Annotated in this window: 18 protein-coding genes and 1 pseudogene; 9 read left to right on the plus strand and 10 right to left on the minus strand. The window is 61.0% G+C overall.

Going from position 1 to position 20,946, the window contains the following annotated elements; all coding sequences use genetic code 11:
* Positions 1-42: 42 nt before the first annotated feature.
* The 3 genes from AC3ISG_RS00955 to AC3ISG_RS00965 form a co-directional block, all read right to left on the minus strand.
* Positions 43-498, minus strand: coding sequence for a YkgJ family cysteine cluster protein (locus AC3ISG_RS00955; protein ID WP_074890161.1), 456 nt, complete (start codon positions 496-498; stop codon positions 43-45).
* 121 nt (positions 499-619) lie between these two features.
* The gene (locus AC3ISG_RS00960; protein ID WP_489298322.1) at positions 620-2,005 is read right to left on the minus strand and encodes a GTPase/DUF3482 domain-containing protein; all 1,386 of its coding nucleotides are present in this window, start codon (positions 2,003-2,005) and stop codon (positions 620-622) included.
* The gene (locus tag AC3ISG_RS00965; RefSeq protein WP_489298323.1) at positions 1,998-3,377 is read right to left on the minus strand and encodes a DUF2868 domain-containing protein; all 1,380 of its coding nucleotides are present in this window, start codon (positions 3,375-3,377) and stop codon (positions 1,998-2,000) included. The genes AC3ISG_RS00960 and AC3ISG_RS00965 overlap by 8 nt, the downstream gene beginning before the upstream one ends.
* A gap of 131 nt (positions 3,378-3,508) precedes the next feature.
* Here AC3ISG_RS00965 and AC3ISG_RS00970 point away from each other — a divergent pair, with 131 nt between their 5' ends.
* Positions 3,509-4,021, plus strand: a complete 513-nt coding sequence (locus tag AC3ISG_RS00970; protein ID WP_489298324.1) for a dihydrofolate reductase — start codon at positions 3,509-3,511, stop codon at positions 4,019-4,021.
* A gap of 216 nt (positions 4,022-4,237) precedes the next feature.
* Entirely contained in the window at positions 4,238-5,293 is a 1,056-nt protein-coding gene (locus AC3ISG_RS00975) for an HAD family hydrolase (protein WP_489298325.1), read from the plus strand.
* A 42-nt stretch (positions 5,294-5,335) separates the two neighbouring features.
* Here AC3ISG_RS00975 and AC3ISG_RS00980 read toward each other — a convergent pair whose 3' ends face one another.
* Complete coding sequence (locus tag AC3ISG_RS00980) at positions 5,336-6,604, minus strand: DASH family cryptochrome (protein WP_489298326.1); 1,269 nt, start codon at positions 6,602-6,604, stop codon at positions 5,336-5,338.
* A 143-nt stretch (positions 6,605-6,747) separates the two neighbouring features.
* Here AC3ISG_RS00980 and AC3ISG_RS00985 point away from each other — a divergent pair, with 143 nt between their 5' ends.
* Positions 6,748-7,212 carry a DUF3429 domain-containing protein gene (locus AC3ISG_RS00985; RefSeq protein ID WP_489298327.1) on the plus strand — a complete coding sequence of 155 codons (465 nt, stop codon included), beginning with the start codon at positions 6,748-6,750 and terminating at the stop codon, positions 7,210-7,212.
* A gap of 132 nt (positions 7,213-7,344) precedes the next feature.
* Here the strand turns inward: AC3ISG_RS00985 and ilvD are convergent, their stop codons facing one another.
* Both ilvD and AC3ISG_RS00995 read right to left on the minus strand, forming a co-directional pair.
* Complete coding sequence (ilvD, locus tag AC3ISG_RS00990; RefSeq protein ID WP_122536780.1) at positions 7,345-9,192, minus strand: dihydroxy-acid dehydratase; 1,848 nt, start codon at positions 9,190-9,192, stop codon at positions 7,345-7,347.
* A 422-nt stretch (positions 9,193-9,614) separates the two neighbouring features.
* Positions 9,615-10,811, minus strand: a complete 1,197-nt coding sequence (locus tag AC3ISG_RS00995) for a class I SAM-dependent rRNA methyltransferase (protein WP_489298328.1) — start codon at positions 10,809-10,811, stop codon at positions 9,615-9,617.
* Between the two features lie 167 nt (positions 10,812-10,978).
* On the opposite strand from AC3ISG_RS00995, the gene AC3ISG_RS01000 reads away from it, so the two are divergent.
* The 3 genes from AC3ISG_RS01000 (at position 10,979) to AC3ISG_RS01010 (ending at position 13,197) form a co-directional block, all read left to right on the plus strand.
* Entirely contained in the window at positions 10,979-11,845 is an 867-nt protein-coding gene (locus AC3ISG_RS01000; RefSeq protein WP_122624395.1) for an HDOD domain-containing protein, read from the plus strand.
* A 38-nt stretch (positions 11,846-11,883) separates the two neighbouring features.
* Positions 11,884-12,696 carry a bifunctional DNA-formamidopyrimidine glycosylase/DNA-(apurinic or apyrimidinic site) lyase gene (gene mutM / locus AC3ISG_RS01005; protein WP_122536783.1) on the plus strand — a complete coding sequence of 271 codons (813 nt, stop codon included), beginning with the start codon at positions 11,884-11,886 and terminating at the stop codon, positions 12,694-12,696.
* A gap of 165 nt (positions 12,697-12,861) precedes the next feature.
* Positions 12,862-13,197 (plus strand): multidrug transporter, encoded by a 336-nt coding sequence (locus AC3ISG_RS01010; protein WP_122536784.1) that lies wholly within the window; start codon positions 12,862-12,864, stop codon positions 13,195-13,197.
* Here the strand turns inward: AC3ISG_RS01010 and ggt are convergent.
* From ggt to AC3ISG_RS01030, 4 genes and pseudogenes are all read right to left on the minus strand, one after another.
* Positions 13,179-14,921: a gamma-glutamyltransferase gene (gene ggt, locus AC3ISG_RS01015; RefSeq protein ID WP_489298329.1), complete on the minus strand. Its 1,743-nt coding sequence runs from the start codon at positions 14,919-14,921 to the stop codon at positions 13,179-13,181. The genes AC3ISG_RS01010 and ggt overlap by 19 nt on opposite strands.
* An 80-nt stretch (positions 14,922-15,001) precedes the next feature.
* The gene (locus AC3ISG_RS01020) at positions 15,002-15,253 is read right to left on the minus strand and encodes a YfhL family 4Fe-4S dicluster ferredoxin (protein WP_065991092.1); all 252 of its coding nucleotides are present in this window, start codon (positions 15,251-15,253) and stop codon (positions 15,002-15,004) included.
* Between the two features lie 99 nt (positions 15,254-15,352).
* Positions 15,353-15,832, minus strand: a complete 480-nt coding sequence (gene coaD, locus AC3ISG_RS01025; RefSeq protein WP_065991094.1) for a pantetheine-phosphate adenylyltransferase — start codon at positions 15,830-15,832, stop codon at positions 15,353-15,355.
* Between the two features lie 643 nt (positions 15,833-16,475).
* Positions 16,476-17,914, minus strand: a pseudogene (locus AC3ISG_RS01030) (coniferyl aldehyde dehydrogenase).
* A 147-nt stretch (positions 17,915-18,061) separates the two neighbouring features.
* Here AC3ISG_RS01030 and AC3ISG_RS01035 point away from each other — a divergent pair.
* The 3 genes from AC3ISG_RS01035 to AC3ISG_RS01045 all read left to right on the plus strand — a co-directional run bounded on the left by AC3ISG_RS01035 (position 18,062) and on the right by AC3ISG_RS01045 (position 20,932).
* Complete coding sequence (locus tag AC3ISG_RS01035; protein WP_489298330.1) at positions 18,062-19,258, plus strand: MFS transporter; 1,197 nt, start codon at positions 18,062-18,064, stop codon at positions 19,256-19,258.
* A 72-nt stretch (positions 19,259-19,330) separates the two neighbouring features.
* Complete coding sequence (locus AC3ISG_RS01040) at positions 19,331-20,017, plus strand: TetR/AcrR family transcriptional regulator (protein ID WP_489298331.1); 687 nt, start codon at positions 19,331-19,333, stop codon at positions 20,015-20,017.
* 60 nt (positions 20,018-20,077) lie between these two features.
* Positions 20,078-20,932 carry a sulfurtransferase gene (locus tag AC3ISG_RS01045; RefSeq protein WP_489298332.1) on the plus strand — a complete coding sequence of 285 codons (855 nt, stop codon included), beginning with the start codon at positions 20,078-20,080 and terminating at the stop codon, positions 20,930-20,932.
* Positions 20,933-20,946: the final 14 nt, after the last annotated feature.

Consider the following 20,946-nt stretch of genomic DNA (forward strand, 5'->3'; position numbering starts at 1 on the left):
ACCGGCTTTAGCCGGGAACGCGTGCGCGAACTCTGTAGGGGCTTAGAACTTCAAGGGCACACGGCCGGAGTTCGAGTTCAGCGTGCCGGTGCTTTCGCGCACGACTTCTTTCGGCTTGTACGCGCAATAACCCGGACGCGGGCCGATCTTCGGGTGGTTGCGGCAGGTGTCGGGGCGTTTGTCATAGATGGTGCACAGCCGGCTCTTGCGATCCAGGTACAGGCAATCGTTGTTGCTCATGCGCTGGAGGGTAAAGATCCCGGATTTCTGATTGAAGCGTTCGACGATCCCGTCCTTCTGCAACCGTTTGGCGATGTTCTTCGGGTTATCCCCCTGTTCGAACTCGTCGACGATGCCGATGCGGATCAGGTCCTTGATCTTCACTTCCACAGGCAGCGTGCAGCAGCTGGAAACGCAGCCTCCGCACATGTAGCTGGAATATTTCTGCCAGGTCTCGATGCGGTCGAGTTCTGCAGCGGCGATCAAGGTGGGTTTCATGCGCGTGTGCTTCCGGGTGTATCGGGCGCGCGATCATACCGGTCCGCGCGCAATTCCCCTACCGCAAAATCGTCGAGGCGACTGTCGGCTGCTGATCGGTAGATCATCGCCGCTGCCCATTTCAGACCAGCACTGTCTTGGCCAATGCCTCGACCTGCTCCTGCCGCTCCGTCTGGTTCAGCTTTGCCCCCGGATTCAGCGACGACCATTGCGGATGCGCCCGCGCCTTGTGCAGCGCCTCCGGCAGCTTGCCTTCGCGCCAGGTCTTGTCCAGCGGGGCAGTCAGTTTGATGCTGTCCATCGCGGCATGGCCGCGCACTTCCAGCGCTTGCAGCAGTTGCCGTTGGCGCAGCGCCAGCAGTCGCAGCACGGCATCGTCAACAGTCAGTTCGCGCTGACCCTTGAATTTGTCCATCAGCCGCCCACCGTAACTTCGCGCTGTTTGCAGGGCGCCGCCGGCAATCGCGCCGACCAGTGCCGCAGCGCCCAGCGTGATGCCGCCGACCAGTAAATCCACGCCAGCACCTGCCGCCGCGCCCGCAGCGATACCGCCACCCACACGTACGCCCAGCAATTTCAGGGTTTCGGGATTGAACAGGTCATCGCCCCAGCGGCCATCCATCAACGGCAGATCGCTGGCCGAGGCGTCTTCGCGACGAAACGCGTAAAGCTTGAGCAGCGACTCGACGCAGCGTTGTTCGCGCTGGCGCACGGCCTTGCGCAGATCATCGATCGCCGCCTGTACCTGACCGGAATCGCTGGCCACACTTCGACGGCAGGCGGCGCAGTCCAGCAACAGTTCGGAGATCAGCCTGGCTGCGCTCTGCTTGCGAGCCTCACGCTGAGTCTGTTGATCTGCAATGAGACGCTCCAGTCTGCCCCGTGAGGTTTCCAGCAGCAGGGCGAGGCTTTCATAGAGACGGCGTTCACCATCTTCGGGCGGGGCGACGCTGTCGAAACGCACCAGCGCATGCAGGCCAAGACGCGCCAGCGCTTCACGCCAGTCCGGCTCGCGCTGCTGCGCACTGCTGACAAAATTGAGCACGGGCAGCAACGGTTTGCCGCAACTGGCGAGCACGGCAAGCTCGTCGCGGTATTTGGCAAGCACCGGCTCTCGCGCGTCGATCACGTACAAGCCGGCGTCCGAGGCGAGCAACTGACGAAGCACCTTGGCTTCCTGCTCGAAACGCTGGCGCGCCTCGCTGCCCTCAAGAAAACGCCCGAGCCGCGCCGGGCCGTCGAGCCGTTCGCCAGGTCTGTCCAGCCGCTCGAGATAGTCGAACAGTGCGATGGCGTCTTCCAGGCCGGGCGTGTCGTACAGCTCCAGCAACGCCTCGCCGTCCACCGACAACCGCGCGCCTTCGACGTGCCGGGTGGTGCTCGGGCGATGGGAGACTTCGCCGAAGCCGACATCGCGGGTCAGCGTGCGCAACAGCGAGGTTTTGCCGACGTTGGTGTGGCCAACCACGGCCAGTTTCAGCGGTCGAATTGCGTCCTTGTCAGTCATGTCCGCTCTCCAGCCAGCTCACTGGCGCGCTGTCGGTCCAGTTCAGTTCGAGCTGCTGCAACGCCGTGTGCCAATCTTCCAGTCGGTCGGCGTCCAGCGCCTGTCCGGTGGGAGCAGGCAACAGCCAGATGCGCGTCGCGGTCGCGCATCGCGCGAGTTCGGCAATCAACGCCAGGCTGCCGCGATCCGGGGAACGACGTGGATCGCAGGCGATGGCAAGGCGCGCAGGCGGGTAGCGTGTCAGTTGGTCGAGCAGTGTGCGCCTTGATTCACGGGAGTCGAGAATGCCGGCGTTGACCACGCTGCCGGGAAGCTCGGGTGGCCACGGCTGCTGATTGTCCAGCTCGATGGCGACCAGCAGCGCGCCCTGGCTTTCGCTCGCCGACGGGCCGGTGGTGACCGCGTGAAGCTCAGGAGGCGCTGCATCGTTGACGCCCAGCCTTTCGCTGCTGGGCATCAAGCGCTCGCGCAGTTCGACGAAACCGGAGTGACTCAGATCCAGTCCCAGCCCCTGTCGACCCACGCGCCAACGCAGGTAACACAGCATCGTCAGCAGCAGGCGCGGCACAATACCGAACACCACCAGCACGCCGACCAGCCATCCGGCCCAGGCCTGACGGGCGTTTTCGATGGCGAGCGCAGTGTCGCCGCTGGCGCGGATCATCGATTCGGTCGGTACGCTGAAGCCCAGCAACGAAGGAATCGCCCCCAGGCCTCGGGTCAGGCTGACAAAGGTGTCGCTGCCCAGAATGGTGGTTTCCCAGACGAAGCCGTAGCGCCGCGTCGCCATCAGTAACAGCAGCAGGGTCAGCGCGCTGAGCAGGGCGATCAACCACAGGCCGTTGACGCAGATGCCCAGCACCCATCGGTTCAGACGCTTGCGTTGTAGCAGCAATATCAACGCCGGCGCGAGCTGCGCCGCCTGGGCATCGCGTGCCAGCTTCTCGCTGAGCCACATCCAGAGGCGACCGAGGCCAGCGGTACTTTCCCCGACGAAGAGCAGGCCCATCGCCCAGCTTGTCAGCAGAATCAGGTTAAGCCCGAGCAGGCTGCCCAGCGCCCAGAACACATTGACGGGCGTCTGTCCGTCGCCCAATGCGGCGAAAGCCAGCCCGGCGCCGCTGACCACCGCGAACACCGCCAGCACGATCAACGCCAGGCGCGCGCCCTGTTTCCAGTGATGCAGCGCCTTGAGCATGCCGTCGCGCTCGGCAAGCCACAGGGCGCGGTGTTTGATCCGGGTTTGCAAGTCGCCCGCAGCGGCGCGTGCGCGGCGATTGGCTTCTTCGTCTTCCAGCGCGCCGGCGTGTTCTTCACGCAGCCGCACGGCTTCGGTCAGCCAGAGTTCATCAAGGGGAGTCAGTGCAGTCACGCGGCGTCTCGTCGGTAAAGTCGTGGGTGAGCATAACCGGTGTGGCTGCGATCGCGCAGCGAACAGGTATCGGGCTTGGACCGCGTGGCGAGCGAATGTGCTGGGGGAGGGCGCTCTGATATCCTCGCGTCATGAAAAAACATCTCCCCCTGAGCATGATTGCCGCACTCGCTGAAAACCGGGTCATCGGCGTCGACAATTCCATGCCCTGGCACCTGCCGGGCGATTTCAAATATTTCAAGGCGACCACGCTGGGCAAGCCGATCATCATGGGTCGCAAGACCTGGGATTCTCTGGGCCGTCCGCTGCCGGGCCGGTTGAATCTGGTGGTCACGCGTCAGCAGGATTTGCAGCTTGAAGGCGCGGAAGTGTTTACCTCTCTGGAGGCGGCAGTGGAGCGCGCCGAAGAGTGGGCGGCCGAGCAGGGCGTCAGTGAAGTGATGCTGATCGGCGGCGCACAGCTTTACGGCCAGGCGCTCGAGCATGCTGACCGCCTATACCTTACCCGCGTGGCGCTGAGCCCCGAAGGAGACGCGTGGTTTCCGGAATTCGATCTGGCGCAGTGGAAACTGGTTTCAGACACGCCAAACCCGGCGCTGGATGACAAGCCTGCGTACAGTTTCGAGGTTTGGGAGCGGGCCTGATATCGCTATCGCGAGCAAGCTCACTCCTACAGAGGAATGAGACCAACTGCAGGAGTGAGCAGCTCTAGCCCTGTCACAAAAACGTCGTTTTCATGTCATCTGTCGCGAATGGCGATCTGGGTGACGCCAGCAAGACGGACGCTGTCGCTGACGCATCCAAACAGTCATCGCTTTTTGTTACGGTCCTCCTCGAACCAAAAAGGGGAGGAGATCACCATGAAATTCGTACCAACACTTCTGGCGACTGCGCTGTGTCTCGGCCTGGCCGGACAGGTATTCGCCACCGAGCTCAACCACTGGCCCGCGCCTGCCGCCAAGCAGCTCAACGCCATGATTGCGGCGAACGCCAACAAAGGTAATTTCGCCGTTTTCGACATGGACAACACCAGCTACCGCTACGACCTGGAGGAGTCACTGCTGCCGTTCATGGAAAACAAAGGGCTGATCACCCGCGACACACTCGATCCTTCCCTCAAGCTCATTCCGTTCAAGGACACCGCTGACCATAAGGAAAGCCTGTTCAGCTATTACTACCGGCTTTGCGAAATCGACGACATGGTCTGTTATCCATGGGTCGCGCAAGTGTTTTCCGGCTTCACCCTCAAAGAACTCAAAGGCTACGTCGACGAGCTGATGGCCTCGGGTAAACCCGTACCAAGCACCTATTACGAAGGCGACGTGGTCAAGACCATCGAAGTGCAGCCGCCCAAGGTCTTCACCGGCCAGGCCGAGCTGTACAACAAGCTGATGGAAAACGGCATCGAGGTCTATGTGATGACCGCAGCGTCAGAAGAGCTGGTGCGCATGGTCGCCGCTGATCCTAAATACGGCTACAACGTTAAGCCGCAGAATGTTATCGGCGTGACCACGCTGCTGAAGAACCGCGAGACAGGCGAATTGACGACCGCGCGGAAGCAGATCACCGCCGGCAAGTACGATGAGAAAGCCAACCTCGGTCTTGAGCTGACGCCTTACCTGTGGACCCCGGCGACGTGGATGGCCGGCAAGCAGGCGGCGATCCTGACCTACATCGATCAGTGGAAAAAACCGGTGCTGGTGGGCGGCGACACCCCTACCAGCGACGGTTACATGCTGTTCCACAGCGTCGATGTCAGCAAAGGCGGCGTTCATCTGTGGATCAATCGCAAGGACAAGTACATGACTCAGCTCAACGGCATGATGAAGACCAACGCCGAGGCTCAGGCTAAAGAGGGCTTGCCGGTCACGGCGGACAAGAACTGGGTAATCGTCAAGCCGGACGAGATTCAGTAAGCCGTCTCATCGCGGCACGGTGATTTGCCGTGCCGCGCACTGTCAGGCCCATAACCTGCGGTATGCGCCGTCGGCATCATGTTCGTCCGCTTGCTTCGTGGTGTTAAAGCGCCGACCGCCCCTGGGGTCCGTTCCGTAGCCGGCGATGTACAGCCAATTGCCCTGATTGCTGTAGACGTCGTAATCCACCAGCTGCGCTTCGAACCAGGCGGCCCCGGCGCGCCAATCGCCCTTCAGGTCAAAAATCAGGTAACTGGCGACGATCTGGCGCATTCGGTTGGATAAGTAGCCGGTTGCTGCCAATTCCCGCATGCCAGCGTCAATCAAGGCCTCTCCGGTTTCACCCCGACACCAGCGCGCGAACCCCTGTGGGTTGTGGCCTGGCTCGCTGCCACCTTTCAGGCCGCTGGCGCGGTACAGAAGGCGACCGTATTTCAGATGCAGCAAGCGAAAGTAATCGCGCCACAGCAACTCGAAATAAATCCAGTACGTGCTGTCGTTGGCGCCGTGTTCGGCCTCGAAAGCCTTCAACGCCTGATCAATCTGCGGCGCTGACAGCGAACCCCGTGCAAGCCAGGGCGAAAATTTGGTGGAGTCGTCCACAGCGCTCAAGTTGTTGCGCGTGGCTTTGTAGCTGTTCGCCAGACCCCGACGGTAATACTGCTGCAGATGCTCAATGGCTGCCTGCTCGCCACCGTGGAACGCTTGCTGTTGGTAAGGAAACGCAGAGCGGGAGTCCAAAGCGGGAGGCGCCTGCTGCGTAACCGGCTCGATGCTCAAACCTTTGGGCAGCGCAGGAATTGTCGTTGGCGACGGTATGGCGGGGCGTGCAGAAGTGTGGGCTTTTTCCACAAGGCGCCGAAAGCTGCTGAATACGTCGGGCAGCTCCTCGACCGCCATTGGCAACTCATCCAGCGACAACAGTGTCGACTGCCAGTGATCTTCCACGGTCAGTCCCGCCGCGCGGAGGGCCTGCACCTGGGCTTCCTCTTCTGGCGCCGCGATGCGTTCGCAGATGACCGTATAGACGCCCCATTCGTGGGCCAGGGCGACAAGCTGTTCAACCGGATCACCCTCGATCCGCATCAACCCACTGCCGTGGGCCCGCAACTGCACGGCCAGTGCGCTGACCGCTGATTGTTCGAAATACTGACGATGGGCGCCGATGCGTTCAAAGCCCCATGGCGTTGGGCCCGCCGCCGGCGCGCAGTAAACCGGCAGCAGTGTGTCCGCCTGTTCACACGCGCGAGTGAAGGCAGGGTTGTCAGCAAGTCGAAGGTCCTGGCGGAACCAATAGATCAACGTATTCATGTGAAGGTCTCAGCGTCTATGGATCAAGGCCGTGATCAGTGGGTTTCAGGACGCGGTCCTTTTTCCGGTCGCGTGAAGAGAAGCTAAACAGGATTGCGCTTTTGAGCGATAGTCTTTCAAGTAAATGAATGGAAGGGGCTCAAATGAAACCGTTGTCGCTGTCTTCGTCGCCAAGGTATGTCGCCCTGTTGGGCTATGGTGGATTGCTGCCGTTCGTTGGGCTGCTGTTGCTGATTCTGTTTTCAGTCGAATACCGCCCGTTCTTGACGCAAGCGCTGGTCGCTTACGGGGCAGTGATCCTGAGTTTTGTGGGCGCGCTGCATTGGGGATTCGCCATGACCCTGCAAGGCTTGAATCCCGATCAGTGTCGCGAGCGGTTCATCTGGAGTGTCATCCCGGCACTGATCGCCTGGCCCGCGCTGTTATTGCCGGCACCATTGGGGCTGTTGCTGCTGATTTTCGGTTTCGTCGCGCACTACTGGCAGGACCGCCGTCTGGTGAAAGCCACAACACTGCCCGCCTGGTATCTGCCGATGCGTCTGCGTTTAACGTTGGTCGCCAGTCTTTGCCTGCTGTTGGGCGCGATCACTGTTGCGATTGGCGCCTGAAACCTCCGGTGTCCGGATCTGCTGGAGGCTAAATCGATGGTTCGGCTGGATGTCCGAGCCTTACCTCCTCTAATCGGCAGGCAGACAAAAAAACACCCCGACATGCGGGGTGTTTTTTATGCGGGGTGATGCTTATGGCATCAGCTTGTCGAGCATCGCCTTGTCACGCACAGCACCTTTGTCGGCGCTGGTGGCCAGCAAGGCGTAGGCCTTGAGGGCGGTGGTCACTTTGCGGGGGCGTGACTCAACCGGTTTCCAGCCTTTCTTTTCCTGCTCGGCGCGACGTTCGGCCATTTCAGCGTCGTCGATCAACAGATTGATCGAACGATTCGGAATGTCGATCAACACCTTGTCGCCGTCACGGACCAGACCGATTGCGCCGCCCGCTGCGGCTTCAGGGGAGGCGTGGCCGATGGACAGACCAGAGGTGCCGCCCGAGAAACGCCCGTCGGTCAGCAGCGCGCAGTCTTTGCCCAGGCCTTTGGATTTCAGGTACGACGTCGGGTACAGCATTTCCTGCATGCCCGGGCCGCCCTTCGGACCTTCGTAACGGATGATCACGATGTCGCCGGCCTTCACCTCGTCCGCCAGAATGCCGCGTACCGCGCTGTCCTGACTTTCGAATATCTTGGCGTTGCCTTCGAACACGTGGATCGACTCGTCCACGCCGGCGGTTTTCACCACGCAGCCGTCGAGCGCGATGTTGCCGTACAGCACGGCCAGGCCGCCTTCTTGCGAGTAAGCGTGCTCGACACTGCGGATACAGCCGTTCTCGCGGTCGTCGTCCAGGGTTTCCCAACGGGTCGACTGACTGAAGGCCGTCTGGGTCGGAATACCGGCAGGACCTGCTTTGAAAAAGTGATGCACCGCTTCATCGTCAGTCTGGGTGATGTCCCACTTGGCGATGGCTTCTTCCATGGACTTGCTGTGCACGGTCGGCAAATCAGTGTGCAGCAGGCCGCCACGGGCCAGCGAGCCGAGGATGCTGAAGATGCCGCCGGCGCGGTGAACGTCTTCCATGTGGTACTTCTGGATGTTCGGCGCAACCTTGCACAGCTGCGGCACGCGGCGCGACAGGCGATCGATGTCGCGCAGGTCGAACGGAATCTCGGCTTCCTGGGCCGCGGCCAGCAAATGCAGGATGGTATTGGTCGAACCGCCCATGGCGATGTCGAGGGTCATCGCGTTCTCGAACGCCTTGAAGTTGGCGATGTTGCGCGGCAGCACCGAGTCGTCGTTGTCTTTATAGTAGGTTTTGCACAGGTCGACGATAGTGCGGCCGGCCTGCAGGAACAGCTGTTCGCGGTCGGAGTGGGTCGCCAGCGTCGAGCCGTTGCCCGGCAGCGCAAGGCCCAGCGCTTCGGTCAGGCAGTTCATCGAGTTGGCGGTGAACATCCCGGAGCACGAACCGCAGGTCGGGCAGGCGCTGCGCTCGTATTCAGCGACTTTCTCGTCGGAAGCGGTGGAGTCGGCAGCGATGACCATGGCGTCAACCAGGTCCAGGCCGTGGCTGGCGAGCTTGGTCTTGCCGGCTTCCATCGGGCCGCCGGAAACGAAGATCACCGGGATGTTCAGGCGCAACGCAGCCATCAGCATGCCGGGGGTGATCTTGTCGCAGTTGGAGATGCAGACGATGGCGTCGGCGCAGTGGGCGTTGACCATGTACTCGACCGAGTCGGCGATGATCTCGCGGCTTGGCAGCGAATACAGCATGCCGTCGTGGCCCATGGCGATGCCGTCATCTACCGCAATGGTATTGAACTCTTTGGCGACGCCGCCGGCTTTTTCGATCTCGCGCGCCACCAGCTGGCCCATGTCCTTCAAATGGACGTGGCCCGGAACGAACTGGGTGAACGAGTTGGCGATGGCGATGATCGGTTTCTTGAAATCGTCGTCCTTCATACCCGTGGCACGCCACAAGGCGCGCGCACCGGCCATATTGCGGCCGTGGGTAGACGTTTTCGAGCGGTAATCAGGCATTGGAACACTCCGGCTAATCGGCTGAATGAGGAAGGGAGTGAGCTTCTAGTGACGTCGTGTGCAAAAGGCAGTGACCGGATGCAGCGAAGAAACCGAACGATACGGGATCACCGTACGCCCAGCCTGAGCTCATAAACCCGCCGGGGGATGACTGGCGATGAATAGCGCTGATTCTACACCTGTGAGGGCGGGAGGGAATGGCGGGAAGTGCTGCTGCGGACTCATCGGTCTGATAACACAAATGTATCTGCGGACAAACGCAACTGTGGGAGTGAGCTTGCTCACGAAGGTGGCGGTACATCCGCTAAAGCTTCAGCGGGTGCAACGCCGTCTTCGTGAGCAAGCTCACTCCCACAGGGATCAATCGCCTACAGATCCGCGCGGGATCTGCGGAAATGGGCCATCTCGTTACGCCACAGCCATCAACTGTTCGGCAGCAACCGGCAGGTGATGCTTTTGATGTAGCGCGTTTCGGGGATTGCAGGGTGAACCGGGTGGTCCGGGCCCTGGCCGCCGCGCTCGAGCAGCTGGATGTTGCGGTCCAGATGGCGGGCGCTGGTCAGCAGGACGTTTTGCAGGTCATCTTCCGGCAGGTGCATCGAGCAGGATGCGCTGACCAGAATGCCGTCCTTGCTGAGCAGGCGCATGGCTTGCTCATTCAGGCGGCGGTAGGCGCCTTCGCCGTTTTTCATGTCCTTCTTGCGTTTGATGAACGCAGGCGGGTCGGCGATGATCACGTCGAAACGCTCTTCAGCCGCTTTCAGCTCCTTCAGCGCTTCAAACACGTCGCCTTCGATGCAGGTGACCTTCTCCGCGAAGCCATTCAGTACCGCATTACGCTCCACGCCGTCCAGCGCAAAGGCCGACGCGTCGACGCAGAACACTTCGCTGGCGCCGAACGCACCGGCCTGAATGCCCCAGCCGCCGATGTAACTGAACAGGTCCAGCACACGCTTGCCCTTGGCGTACGGCGCCAGGCGCGCGCGGTTCATGCGGTGGTCATAGAACCAGCCGGTCTTCTGACCTTCCATCACCGGCGCTTCGAACTTCACGCCGTTTTCTTCCAGCGCGACCCACTCCGGCACCAGGCCGAATGCGGTTTCAACGTAGCGGTTCAGCCCTTCGGCGTCGCGTGCGGCGGAGTCGTTCTTGAGCAGAATGCCGCTCGGCTTGATCACCTGAATCAGCGCAGCGAGCACGTCGTCCTTGAGTTGCTCCATGGCCGCTGACGCCAGCTGCACCACCAGAATGTCGCCGAAGCGATCCACCACCAGACCCGGCAACAGATCGGAGTCGCCGTAGACCAGGCGATAGAACGGCTTGTCGAACAGACGCTCGCGCAGCGACAGGCAGACATTCAAGCGATGAACGAGCAGCGACTTGTCCAGTGGCAGCTTGATGTCGCGGGACAGCAGCCGTGCGCAGATCAGGTTCTGCGGGCTCATCGCGACGATACCCAGCGGCTTGCCGCCGGCTGCTTCAAGAACGGCTTGAGCGCCAGGAGCAAAGCCGTTGAGCGGGGTGGCAGCGACGTCGATTTCGTTGCTGTAGACCCACAAATGACCGTTGCGCAAACGGCGATCGGCGTTGGGCTTGAGGCGCAAGCTAGGCAGGGACATGACGTCGCTCCGGAAAAAAGAGCGGGAGTATAGCGCGTCAGCCTGCTGGAGGTCGCGCCGTGCTCAATTACCGTCTGGCTGTCCGTCGGACCCGTTGAATCGTCATACAGTTGTAGACCCATGGCCGCGAGGGGTTAGAATCGTGGCCTGAACCCGAGTGTGAAGTTATGTCCCAAGAGCTTACGTCCGAGCAGATCCAGCAGGCGTTACAAGGCATCAGCGTTCCGCCCCAGCCGCAAATCATGGTGGACTTGCAGATGGAGCAGTACATGCCCGACCCTGACCTGGGTGCCATCGCCCGGCTGATCGCTCAGGATCCGGGGCTCTCCGGGGCGTTGCTGAAAATCGTCAACTCCAGCCATTACGGCCTGAGCAACAAAATCGCTTCGATTCAGCGGGCGGTGAATCTGCTTGGTAGCCGCTCGGTCATCAACCTGATCAACGCGCAATCGATCAAGGGCGAGATGAGCGATGAAACCATTGTCGTGCTCAACCGTTTCTGGGATACCGCTCAGGACGTGGCGATGACCAGTCTGACGCTGGCCAAGCGCATCGGCTCGCAAACCGTGGACGAGTCCTACGCGCTGGGTCTGTTTCATGACTGCGGCGTGCCGCTGATGATCAAGCGTTTTCCCGATTACATGAGCGTCCTCGAAGAAGCGTATGCCAACACCACCGCCGAGTGCCGTGTGGTCGACACCGAGAACAGGCTGCTGAACACCAACCACGCCGTTGTCGGTTATTTCACCGCCAAGTCCTGGCGTTTGCCGGAACATGTCAGCAATGCGATCGCCAATCATCACAATGCGCTGGCGATTTTTCAGGACGACTCGGGTCGCAATGCGCCGCTGAAAAACATGCTCGCTGTGCTGAAAATGGCCGAGCATGTCTGTGAATCTCACCGCGTTCTGGGCAACGAGCCCGTCGATCATGAGTGGAACAGCATTGGTCCGTTGGTGCTCGATTACGTTGGCTTGTCCGACTATGACTTCGAAAACCTCAAAGAAAGCATTCGTGAGCTGAGTGCGCACTGACCCTGCGCGCCTGACCTCATCCTTCATCGAGCGGCCCCATGCCTGAATTACCAGAAGTTGAAACCACTCGCCGGGGCATTGCGCCGCACTTGGTGGGCCAGCGCGTCAGCCGGGTAATCGTGCGTGATCGTCGCTTGCGCTGGCCGATCCCTGAAGACCTCGACGTGCGTTTGTCGGGGCAGAAAATCGTGGCGGTCGAGCGGCGTGCCAAATACCTCCTGATTCAGGCGGAGGTTGGCACCTTGATCAGCCACCTCGGCATGTCGGGCAATCTGCGTCTGGTGGATGCCGGCCTGCCGCCGCTCAAGCACGAGCACGTCGACATCGAACTCGAATCCGGCCTGGCTTTGCGCTACACCGACCCGCGGCGTTTCGGCGCCATGCTCTGGAGTCTCGACCCGCTCAACCACGAGCTGCTCGCCCGCCTCGGGCCGGAGCCGCTGACGGACGTGTTCGACGGGTTGCGTCTGTTCGAGCTGTCACGGGGCAGGGCAATGGCAGTCAAGCCGTTCATCATGGATAACGCGATCGTCGTGGGCGTCGGCAATATCTATGCGACCGAAGCCCTGTTTGCCGCCGGCATTGATCCGCGCCGTGCCGCCGGGAGCGTTTCCAAGGCTCGCTATATAAAGCTGGCGATTGAAATCAAACGCATCCTGGCCGCCGCCATCGAACGGGGCGGTACCACGCTGCGCGATTTCATCGGCGGGGACGGCCAGCCTGGCTACTTCCAGCAGGAACTGTTCGCCTACGGCCGTGGCGAGGAGCCGTGCAAGGTCTGCGGGACCACGCTGCGAGAGGTGAAGCTGGGTCAGCGTGCCAGCGTTTACTGCCCGAAGTGCCAGAAATAATTCCCAACGGCGACAGGAAGTACTGACTGCTGCTTGATCGCCAGGCTTTATCCGACGTCTCCTACAGGGCGTGTATCGTCAATGAGACACGCCGCCCCTTGCGTAAGCCCCCGCCCTGTTTATAGTGAACAGCTCCATCTCTGCCTTAGCCTGAAGGACCATGCCATGAGCCCGTTTCGCATGCTTGCTGCCACGTTGGCCGTGTTCTTCGGCTTGCAATTCACGCCTGCGCTGGCTCAGGACGCGACAGGCAGTGGTGATCCCGTCTACGAAATCGAAAGCCCTCCTGCCTACGCGATGATCGGCGACCTGCTGATTGCGCGCCCGATTCTCATCGTTGCCACCGTCATTGGCGCCGGATTGTTTGTGGTTGCATTGCCGTTTACAGCCACCGGCGGCGGCATTGGCCGTACCGGCAAGGCGCTTGTCGTGGATCCGGGCAAGGCGGCATTTGTCCGCTGCCTCGGTTGCACCGGCGATGGTTACGGCAAGCAGGACTGATCGGCGCAGGCGCGCATCAGCTTCAGCGCGCCATCGGGTTTGAAGATCGTCGACACGCCAATGCCGCGTGGGTCACTGGCCGCTTCAACCCGGGCATTGTTCTTGTGCCACAACAACACCTGCTGATTGCCAAAATCCTTCGCCGTCTCCTTCAGTGCGTAACCGCGCTCGCGCAGGTCGGCCAATTCCTGTTCCGTGAATGTCCCCGGCTCGTACTCGACCACATCCGGTGTGTACTGGTGGTGATAGCGCGGCGTTGATACCCAGCTGGCAATCGGCTTGTCGTCCAGGTACTGCAGCATCGACAGCAGCACCATGCTGGGGATACGGCTGCCGCCCGGCGTGCCGAAGGCGGCGAGCGACTGCGGGCCTTCTATGAAGCTCGGACTCATGCTCGACAGTGGCCGCTTGCCCGGCTCGATGGCATTGGCGTGACCGTCTGCCGCCGCCGAGGCTCCCTGGCCTTTTGGGTCGAGGGCGAAGTCGTCCATTTCGTCGTTGAGGATGATCCCGGTGCCAGGCACGGTAAACGCCGAGCCAAAGGGCAGATTCAGCGAGAGTGTCGCCGTGACGGCGTTGCCTTCGTTGTCCAGTACGGCGAAATGGCTGGTGTTGTCGCCCTCACGCCAGCGCGGGGCGGGTGGCAGGATGTTGTTGGGCGTGGCGCGGTGGGGGTCGATGCTGGTGGTGAGTTGCAGCAAGTAGTCGGGGGAGAGTAGTTGAGCCACCGGATTGGGCACAAAGTCAGGGTCCCCGAGCAACACGCGATCACGGTAAGCGCGGCGCAGTGCCTCGATCACAAAGTGCGCCCGCTGGATTTTCTCTGACTCCCGCCACGGCAGTTGTTGCAGCATGAACAGGCTTTGCGCCAGTGCGATGCCACCTGCCGAGGGCGGCGGCGCGCTGATCAGTTCCCGTTGATCGGCCAGCTGAATGCGCAGAGGCGTGCGAGTTATGACTTCGTACTCTTCGAAATCGTGATAATTCCAGATGCCGCCGGCGCGACGAACGCCACTGACCATCGCCTGCGCCACCAGGCCGCTGTAGAACCCTGCGCGACCATTGTCGGCAAGGTGCTCCAGCGTCTGCGCGAGCTCCGGCTGGGTGATGACGTCACCCAGATTCGGCACGTCGTTGTTGCGCAGGAACAGGCGCGCGCTCTCCTTGTTATTACGCAGTGCGAACAGCCGCCAACTGGCGCGCTCGCGATAAACACTGTCTACCTTAAAACCGCGATACGCGACCCGAATGGCCGGCGCCAGCGAGATCGAAAGCGGCAGTCGGCCGTAGCGTTCAGCCAGTTCGACCAACGCAGCGGGCAGTCCCGGAATCGCGGCCGCCAGAGGTCCGTTCAGGGACAGGTCCGGCTGGAGGATCCCGTTGCGGTGGAACATCTTGGGTCTGGATTTGAGCGGCGCTTTTTCGCGTGCGTCGAGAAACTGATACTGAACGGGGACACCCGATTGGCGCAGCAGGAAAAACCCGCCGCCGCCGAGGCCCGACCCGTAAGGTTCAACCACGGCAAGCGTGGCGCTGATGGCAATGGCGGCATCGAATGCGTTACCGCCGTCGACCAGGATTTCCTGACCGGCTGCCGTCGCGATGGGATGCGGGCTGGCGATGGCGGCCTGATCAGGATGATCGGGGCTGGCCTGAGCCGAACAAACGCACAGCAGAAACACTGCGCCCGACAAAACAGGTATCCGTTCCAGCATAGAGATCATGCGTATCTCGCTCAATTCAACAGGCGTTATAAGCCAGTGTCTTCGGCGAAAGCACGTATGCCGACAGGATATGCGTTCGGTTATGCCTTGCTGGTGATCAGGTTGTACTTGGCCATGAGCTCGTCCTTGCTCTCCACATGGTTTTCATCCAGCGGGATGCAATCCACGGGGCAGACCTGCTGGCACTGCGGTTCGTCATAGTGGCCGACGCATTCGGTGCACAGGTTGGGATTGATCACGTAGATCTCTTCACCCTGGGAAATGGCTTCGTTCGGGCACTCGGGTTCGCAGACGTCGCAGTTAATGCAATCGTCGGTGATGATCAGGGACATGGATACTCCTGCCACGGTCGACACCGAGGCATATCAAAACGAATGCGGCGAATTGTGCCGCATTAGCGCTCGGTATGCACCTTACCTCGACGCAAGGCCTCAGGCTTTGAAGCGTTCGCTCAGCGCCTGGGCCACGGCGGGGTGTACGAACTTGGTGATATCACCGCCTAACGCGGCGATTTCCCGGACTAGCGTAGATGAAATGAACGAATAGCGTTCGGACGGCGTAAGAAAAAGACTTTCGATGTCCGGGGCCAGTTGCTTGTTCATGTTGGCGAGCTGAAATTCGTACTCGAAATCCGACACCGCGCGCAGGCCGCGCAGCAGGATGTTCGCGTTCTGTTCCTGGGCAAAGTGCGCCAGCAGCGTCGAGAATCCTACGACTTCCACGTTGTGCAGGTGTTTGGTCGCTTCGCGAGCAAGCGCAACCCGTTGCTCCAGCGGAAACAGGGGGTTTTTCTTGGGGCTGGCGGCGACGGCAATGACCACTTGATCGAACAGGCGCGAGGCGCGCTCGACCAGATCGCCATGACCCTTGGTGATAGGGTCGAAGGTGCCGGGGTACAACACTCGGTTCATCGCGTCGTCCTGGTCGGAGTTCGTTGGGGACTGGATGGTAACGCAGCGCAGTGGACCGGCCAAGCTGCTGAAGAGTGCAGTGGGGCGTTGCGGTGTGACGCGAGACGATTTCCTGGCTAAAGCCAGTCCCACAGGACGATCGCGCTCAAATAGTGGGACCGGCTTCAGCCGGGAAGAGGCCGGCGTGGGCACCGTCAGATTTGCGGTGTGACGCGAGACGTCTTCCCGGCTAAAGCCAGTCCCACAGGACGATCGCGCTCAAATAGTGGGACCGGCTTCAGCCGGGAAGAGGCCGGTGTGGGCGCCATAAGATTTGCGGTGTGACGCGAGACGCCTTCCTGGCTAAAGCCAACCCCACAGGACGATCGCGTTCAAATAGTGGGACCGGCTTCAGCCGGGAAGAGGCCGGTGTGGGCGCCATAAGATTTGCGGTGTGACGCGAGACGCCTTCCTGGCTAAAGCCAGTTCTACAGGATAATCGCGTTCAAATAGTGGGACCGGCTTCAGCCGGGAAGAGGCCGGCGTGGGCACCGTCAGATTTGCGGTGTGACGCGAGACGCCTTCCCGGCTAGCCGGTCCCACAATGTTCCACAGCCAGCCCCGCTGGCCAAGTGTGTTGGGTCAGTCAGAATTCGCAAGCCCATCAGCGCACGAACAGTCGCTGAATCAGCTTCTGAATTGCCTTTCCATAGGGCGGGTAGAGCAGCCGTGCGGCGTTGAATCGTTGCTTGATCAGCACACCTTTGGCATGGCTGAACGTCAGAAACCCTTCGTGCCCGTGGTAATGGCCCATGCCCGACGCGCCGATGCCGCCGAAAGGCAAGTCGTCCTGGGCGACATGCAGCAGGGTGTCATTCAGGCAGACGCCGCCCGAATGCGTCTGCTCCAGCACGCGTTTCTGTTCATGTCGGTCGTAGCCGAAGTAGTACAGCGCCAGTGGCCTTGGACGCTGATTGATGTAGGCGAACGCGTGCTCGATTTGGTCGTAGGGCACGATCGGCAGCAGCGGGCCGAAGATCTCGTCCTGCATGATTAGCATGTCGTCGCTCACATCCAGAATCAGGCTGAACGGCATTCTACGATCCTGCCCCTCGGCGAACAGCTGAACCACCCGGGCACCCTTGGTTTGCGCGTCGGCGAGATACGAATTCAGCCGTGCGACATGCCGCTGATTGATGATTGCGGTGTAGTCCGGGTTGTCGGCCAGCGTGGGATAAAAACGCGTGACGGCTTCTTTGTAGGATTCAACGAATTCGTCAACGCGATCCCTGGGCACCAGCACGTAGTCGGGCGCGACGCAGGTTTGCCCGGCATTGAGGGCTTTGCCAAAAGCGATGCGTTCGGCGGCGTCCTTAAGCGGGACGTCGCGGGACACGATGGCGGGGGATTTGCCGCCCAGCTCCAGCGTCACAGGCGTGAGGTTTTCCGCCGCCGCGCGCATGACATGCCGCCCGACGCTGGTGGCACCCGTGAACAATAAATGATCAAACGGCAACTTCGAAAAGGCCACGCCGACCTCCGCCTCGCCCAGCACAACCCCGACGTGGTCCTCCGCAAACACTCGTGCCAGCAGGCTTTTTAGCAAGGTGCCGGTGGCGGGCGTGGATTCGCTGAGCTTAAGCATCACACGGTTACCCGCCGCCAACGCGCCCACCAGCGGCCCGATGGCCAGATACAGTGGGTAATTCCACGGCACCACCACGCCAATCACGCCCAATGGCTGGTAAACGACTTTGGCGCTGGCGGGCTGGAACGCCAGGCCGACGCTTCGGCGCGAAGGCCGCATCCATTTCTTCAAGTGACGTTGGGCGTGGCGGATGTTGTGCAGGCAGGGCATCAGCTCGGCGAGGAGCGTTTCATCGGCGCTGCGGTGGCTGAAATCAGCGCTGATCGCATCAATGATCGCCTGACGCTCGGTGCTGAGAAGCGTGTGCAGGCGGTCGAGCCATTGCCTGCGTTCTTGCAGCGTCGGCATCGGATGGCCGCGAATGCGCGACGTTGTTCGTCGAATACCTGCTCCAGGCTGCGGCGAAGGGGAGGGGCATCGTCTGCACAGGGCAGAAGACTGGATTCGACGGGCATCGCAGCGGTCCTGATTGACGTTATGCAGTGCTTTTAGAGTCGTTGCTCTACGAAGTCAAAGGTTCTTGCATTCGCTCGCAGGCGCACGCCAGACTGTCCGGGCTAACAACTGAACTGCCGCCCTGCATCACCTGACACGGAGTCTCAATGCGCACGGATTATCTGGCGTTTTTTCTTTCCCTGTTCCTCTCGCGCCTCGCCGATCAGGTTCTCCTGTTTCTGGTGCCGCTGATTGTGTTCCAGAGCACCAACAGCGCGTCACTGGCAGGGCTGGCGTTCTTCGTCGAGACGTTGCCGCGCTTCCTTGCCTTCCCGATTTGCGGCGCGCTTTGCGACAAATACTCGCCCATCCGGCTGCTGCACATCAGCCAGATATATCGCGCCTTGATCTGCCTGGTCGCCATGGGGCTGTACGGCCTGTTGGGCGGCATCGGCTGGCTGATCGGTCTGTCGGCAATATGCGGCGTCCTGACCACCCAGGGAATCATGGCCCGTGAGGTGGTGATGCCGCACATTTTCCCGGATTACCGCTACGGCAAGACGCTGTCCTACTCTCAGATTGCCGACCAGAGTGGCTTGGTGCTCGGCCCTTTGCTGGCGGCGCTGGCGCTGGAAATCTGCCCGTGGTGGGGGGTCGTCATCGGTGTGGCGCTGGTCTTCATCGCGGCGGATCTGGCCATGCGCGTCTGGCAACGCAACAGCGACGTCACGCTGGAGCGCTTTGATCAACACGCCGACATCTGGACTCAGCCACTGAAAATCGCTTTCGGGCATATTCGCCGGCTGGCCGAGTTGCAGAAGATCATTTTGCTGGCGGTCGGCGTCAACCTGATCGTCGGCGTCACGCTGGCCAGCTCCGCCGCCATGGTGATCGGCTCATTCAGCGAGAGCAAAGATTTTTACGCTGGCCTCCAGGCGGCGGGCGCCTTGCTGACCATCGCGATTCTGTTTGTCCTGGCGCGGATAAGCCTGCCGCTGAAACTGCTCGGTGCGATGTCATACATCGCCTTGCTGCTGGGTGCATTCATTACCGCTACCAGTGCGTCATCCGAGGTCTACCTAGTAGGCTTTCTGCTGATCGTCGGCTTCGACAAGATGTTCAACGTGTACATGCGCAGCATCCGTCAGCGGGTCATCCCGGCGCGCGACTTCGGCAAGACCGTGGGCGTCATCACGCTGCTAAACAACTTGTCGCAACCGTTGGCCGGTCTGCTGGTCGGCGTGCTGACGGCGCCTATCGGGCTGCGCGGCGTCATTTTGATCAACGCGCTGGCGGCGGGCGTGCTCGGGGTGGGTGTGGCAGCGGTGGTACGGCTCAGGCTGGCGACTGCCGTGGAGCGATGAAGTCTGCAACGGGCCCGACGCTTGCGTTAAGATCCGGCACATTCCTGTTACATTTCGACGTTCGAGTTGAACATGGCGCCGCGCATCAAAACCGTACGCATCAACACACGTGAACGCATCGTGCATAGCAGCCTGGACCTGTTCAATCAGCAGGGCGAGCGCAGCGTCAGCACCAACCACATCGCTGCGCACATGGAAATGTCACCCGGCAATCTGTACTACCACTTCCCCAACAAGCAGGCGATCATCGCCGAGTTGTTTACCGAATACGAAACCCTGGTCGACAGCTTTCTGCACCCGCCCAAGGGCCGTCTGCCGGGTGTCGAAGACAAGCGTCATTACTTGATGGCGATTCTCGACGGCATGTGGCGCTACCGTTTTCTGCACCGCGATCTCGAGCACCTGCTTGAAACCGATTCTGAGCTGGCGGTGCGTTACCGACGCTTCTCCCAACACTGCCTGATCAAGGCGATGTCCATTTACAGCGGCTTTGTCGACGCGCAGATTCTGAGCATGGACAAGGTCCAGATCGAATCGCTGACGCTCAATGCGTGGATCATTCTTACGTCCTGGGTACGTTTTCTCTGCACCACGCGGGAAAACGCCGATCACCTGAATGATGACGCGATTCGACGCGGGGTCTATCAGGTGTTGATACTGGAGCTGGCTTACGTCACGCCCCAGGCGCGGGAAGCGGTGAATGCGCTGTGCGCGGAGTTTTATGTGCCATTGGCCAAGGCACTGGAGGACGCTAGCTGAATCGCGCCGGTTATCTCACTCGATCGTCATCACCTTTTTTACTGCCTGCAGGAGTCTGTCATGTCCATCGCGCAATTGATCAGCCCGCAACAATTGTCAGAACGCCTGACCCAGCCCGGGCTTGTGATACTGGATTGTCGTTCGTCGCTGGACGATCTGGACTACGGCCAGCGCAGCTACGCAGAGGGCCATATCGAAGGCGCTTCCTACGCTGACTTGCTCAATGATCTCAGCGGGGCCATCACCAAAGGCGTGACCGGCCGCCACCCGCTGCCGGATCCACAGGCGCTGATCGAGCGCTTGCGGTTCTGGGGTGTGAACAATCAGAGCGATATCGTGCTGTACGACGATGGGCCGGGTGCGTACGCCGCCCGAGCCTGGTGGTTATTGACGTGGCTGGGCAAGCGCGACGGTGTGTATGTGCTCGATGGCGGCCTCAAAGCCTGGCACGCGGCGGGTTTACCGCTGAGTCTTGATCCGCCGCATCAACCCGAAGGTGCGTTTGAAGGCGTGCCGGATGACGCGATGGTGCTGACGGCCGAGCAACTGCTGGCGCGCATCGGCGATCCCTCCATGACGTTGATCGACGCCCGTGCCCCCGCGCGGTTCCGGGGTGAGGTCGAGCCCATCGACCCTATTGCGGGGCACATTCCTGGCGCGCAGTGCGCGGCGTTCACCGACAACCTCGGACCGGATGGCCGCTTTCTTCCGGCAGAGCAACTTAAGCAGCGGTTTGCCGAGGCGTTACAAGGCCGTCCTGCTCATGAGCTCGTCGCCTACTGCGGCTCCGGCGTGACGGCTTGCCACAACCTGTTTGCCTTGGCCCTCGCCGGGTATCCATTGGGGGCACTGTACGCGGGGTCGTGGAGCGAGTGGATCAATGATCCGCAGCGTGGCGTCGCGACCGGGGACTGAGGTGGCGGCGTGTT

It is taken from the genome of Pseudomonas sp. GL_135 (assembly GCF_057834665.1).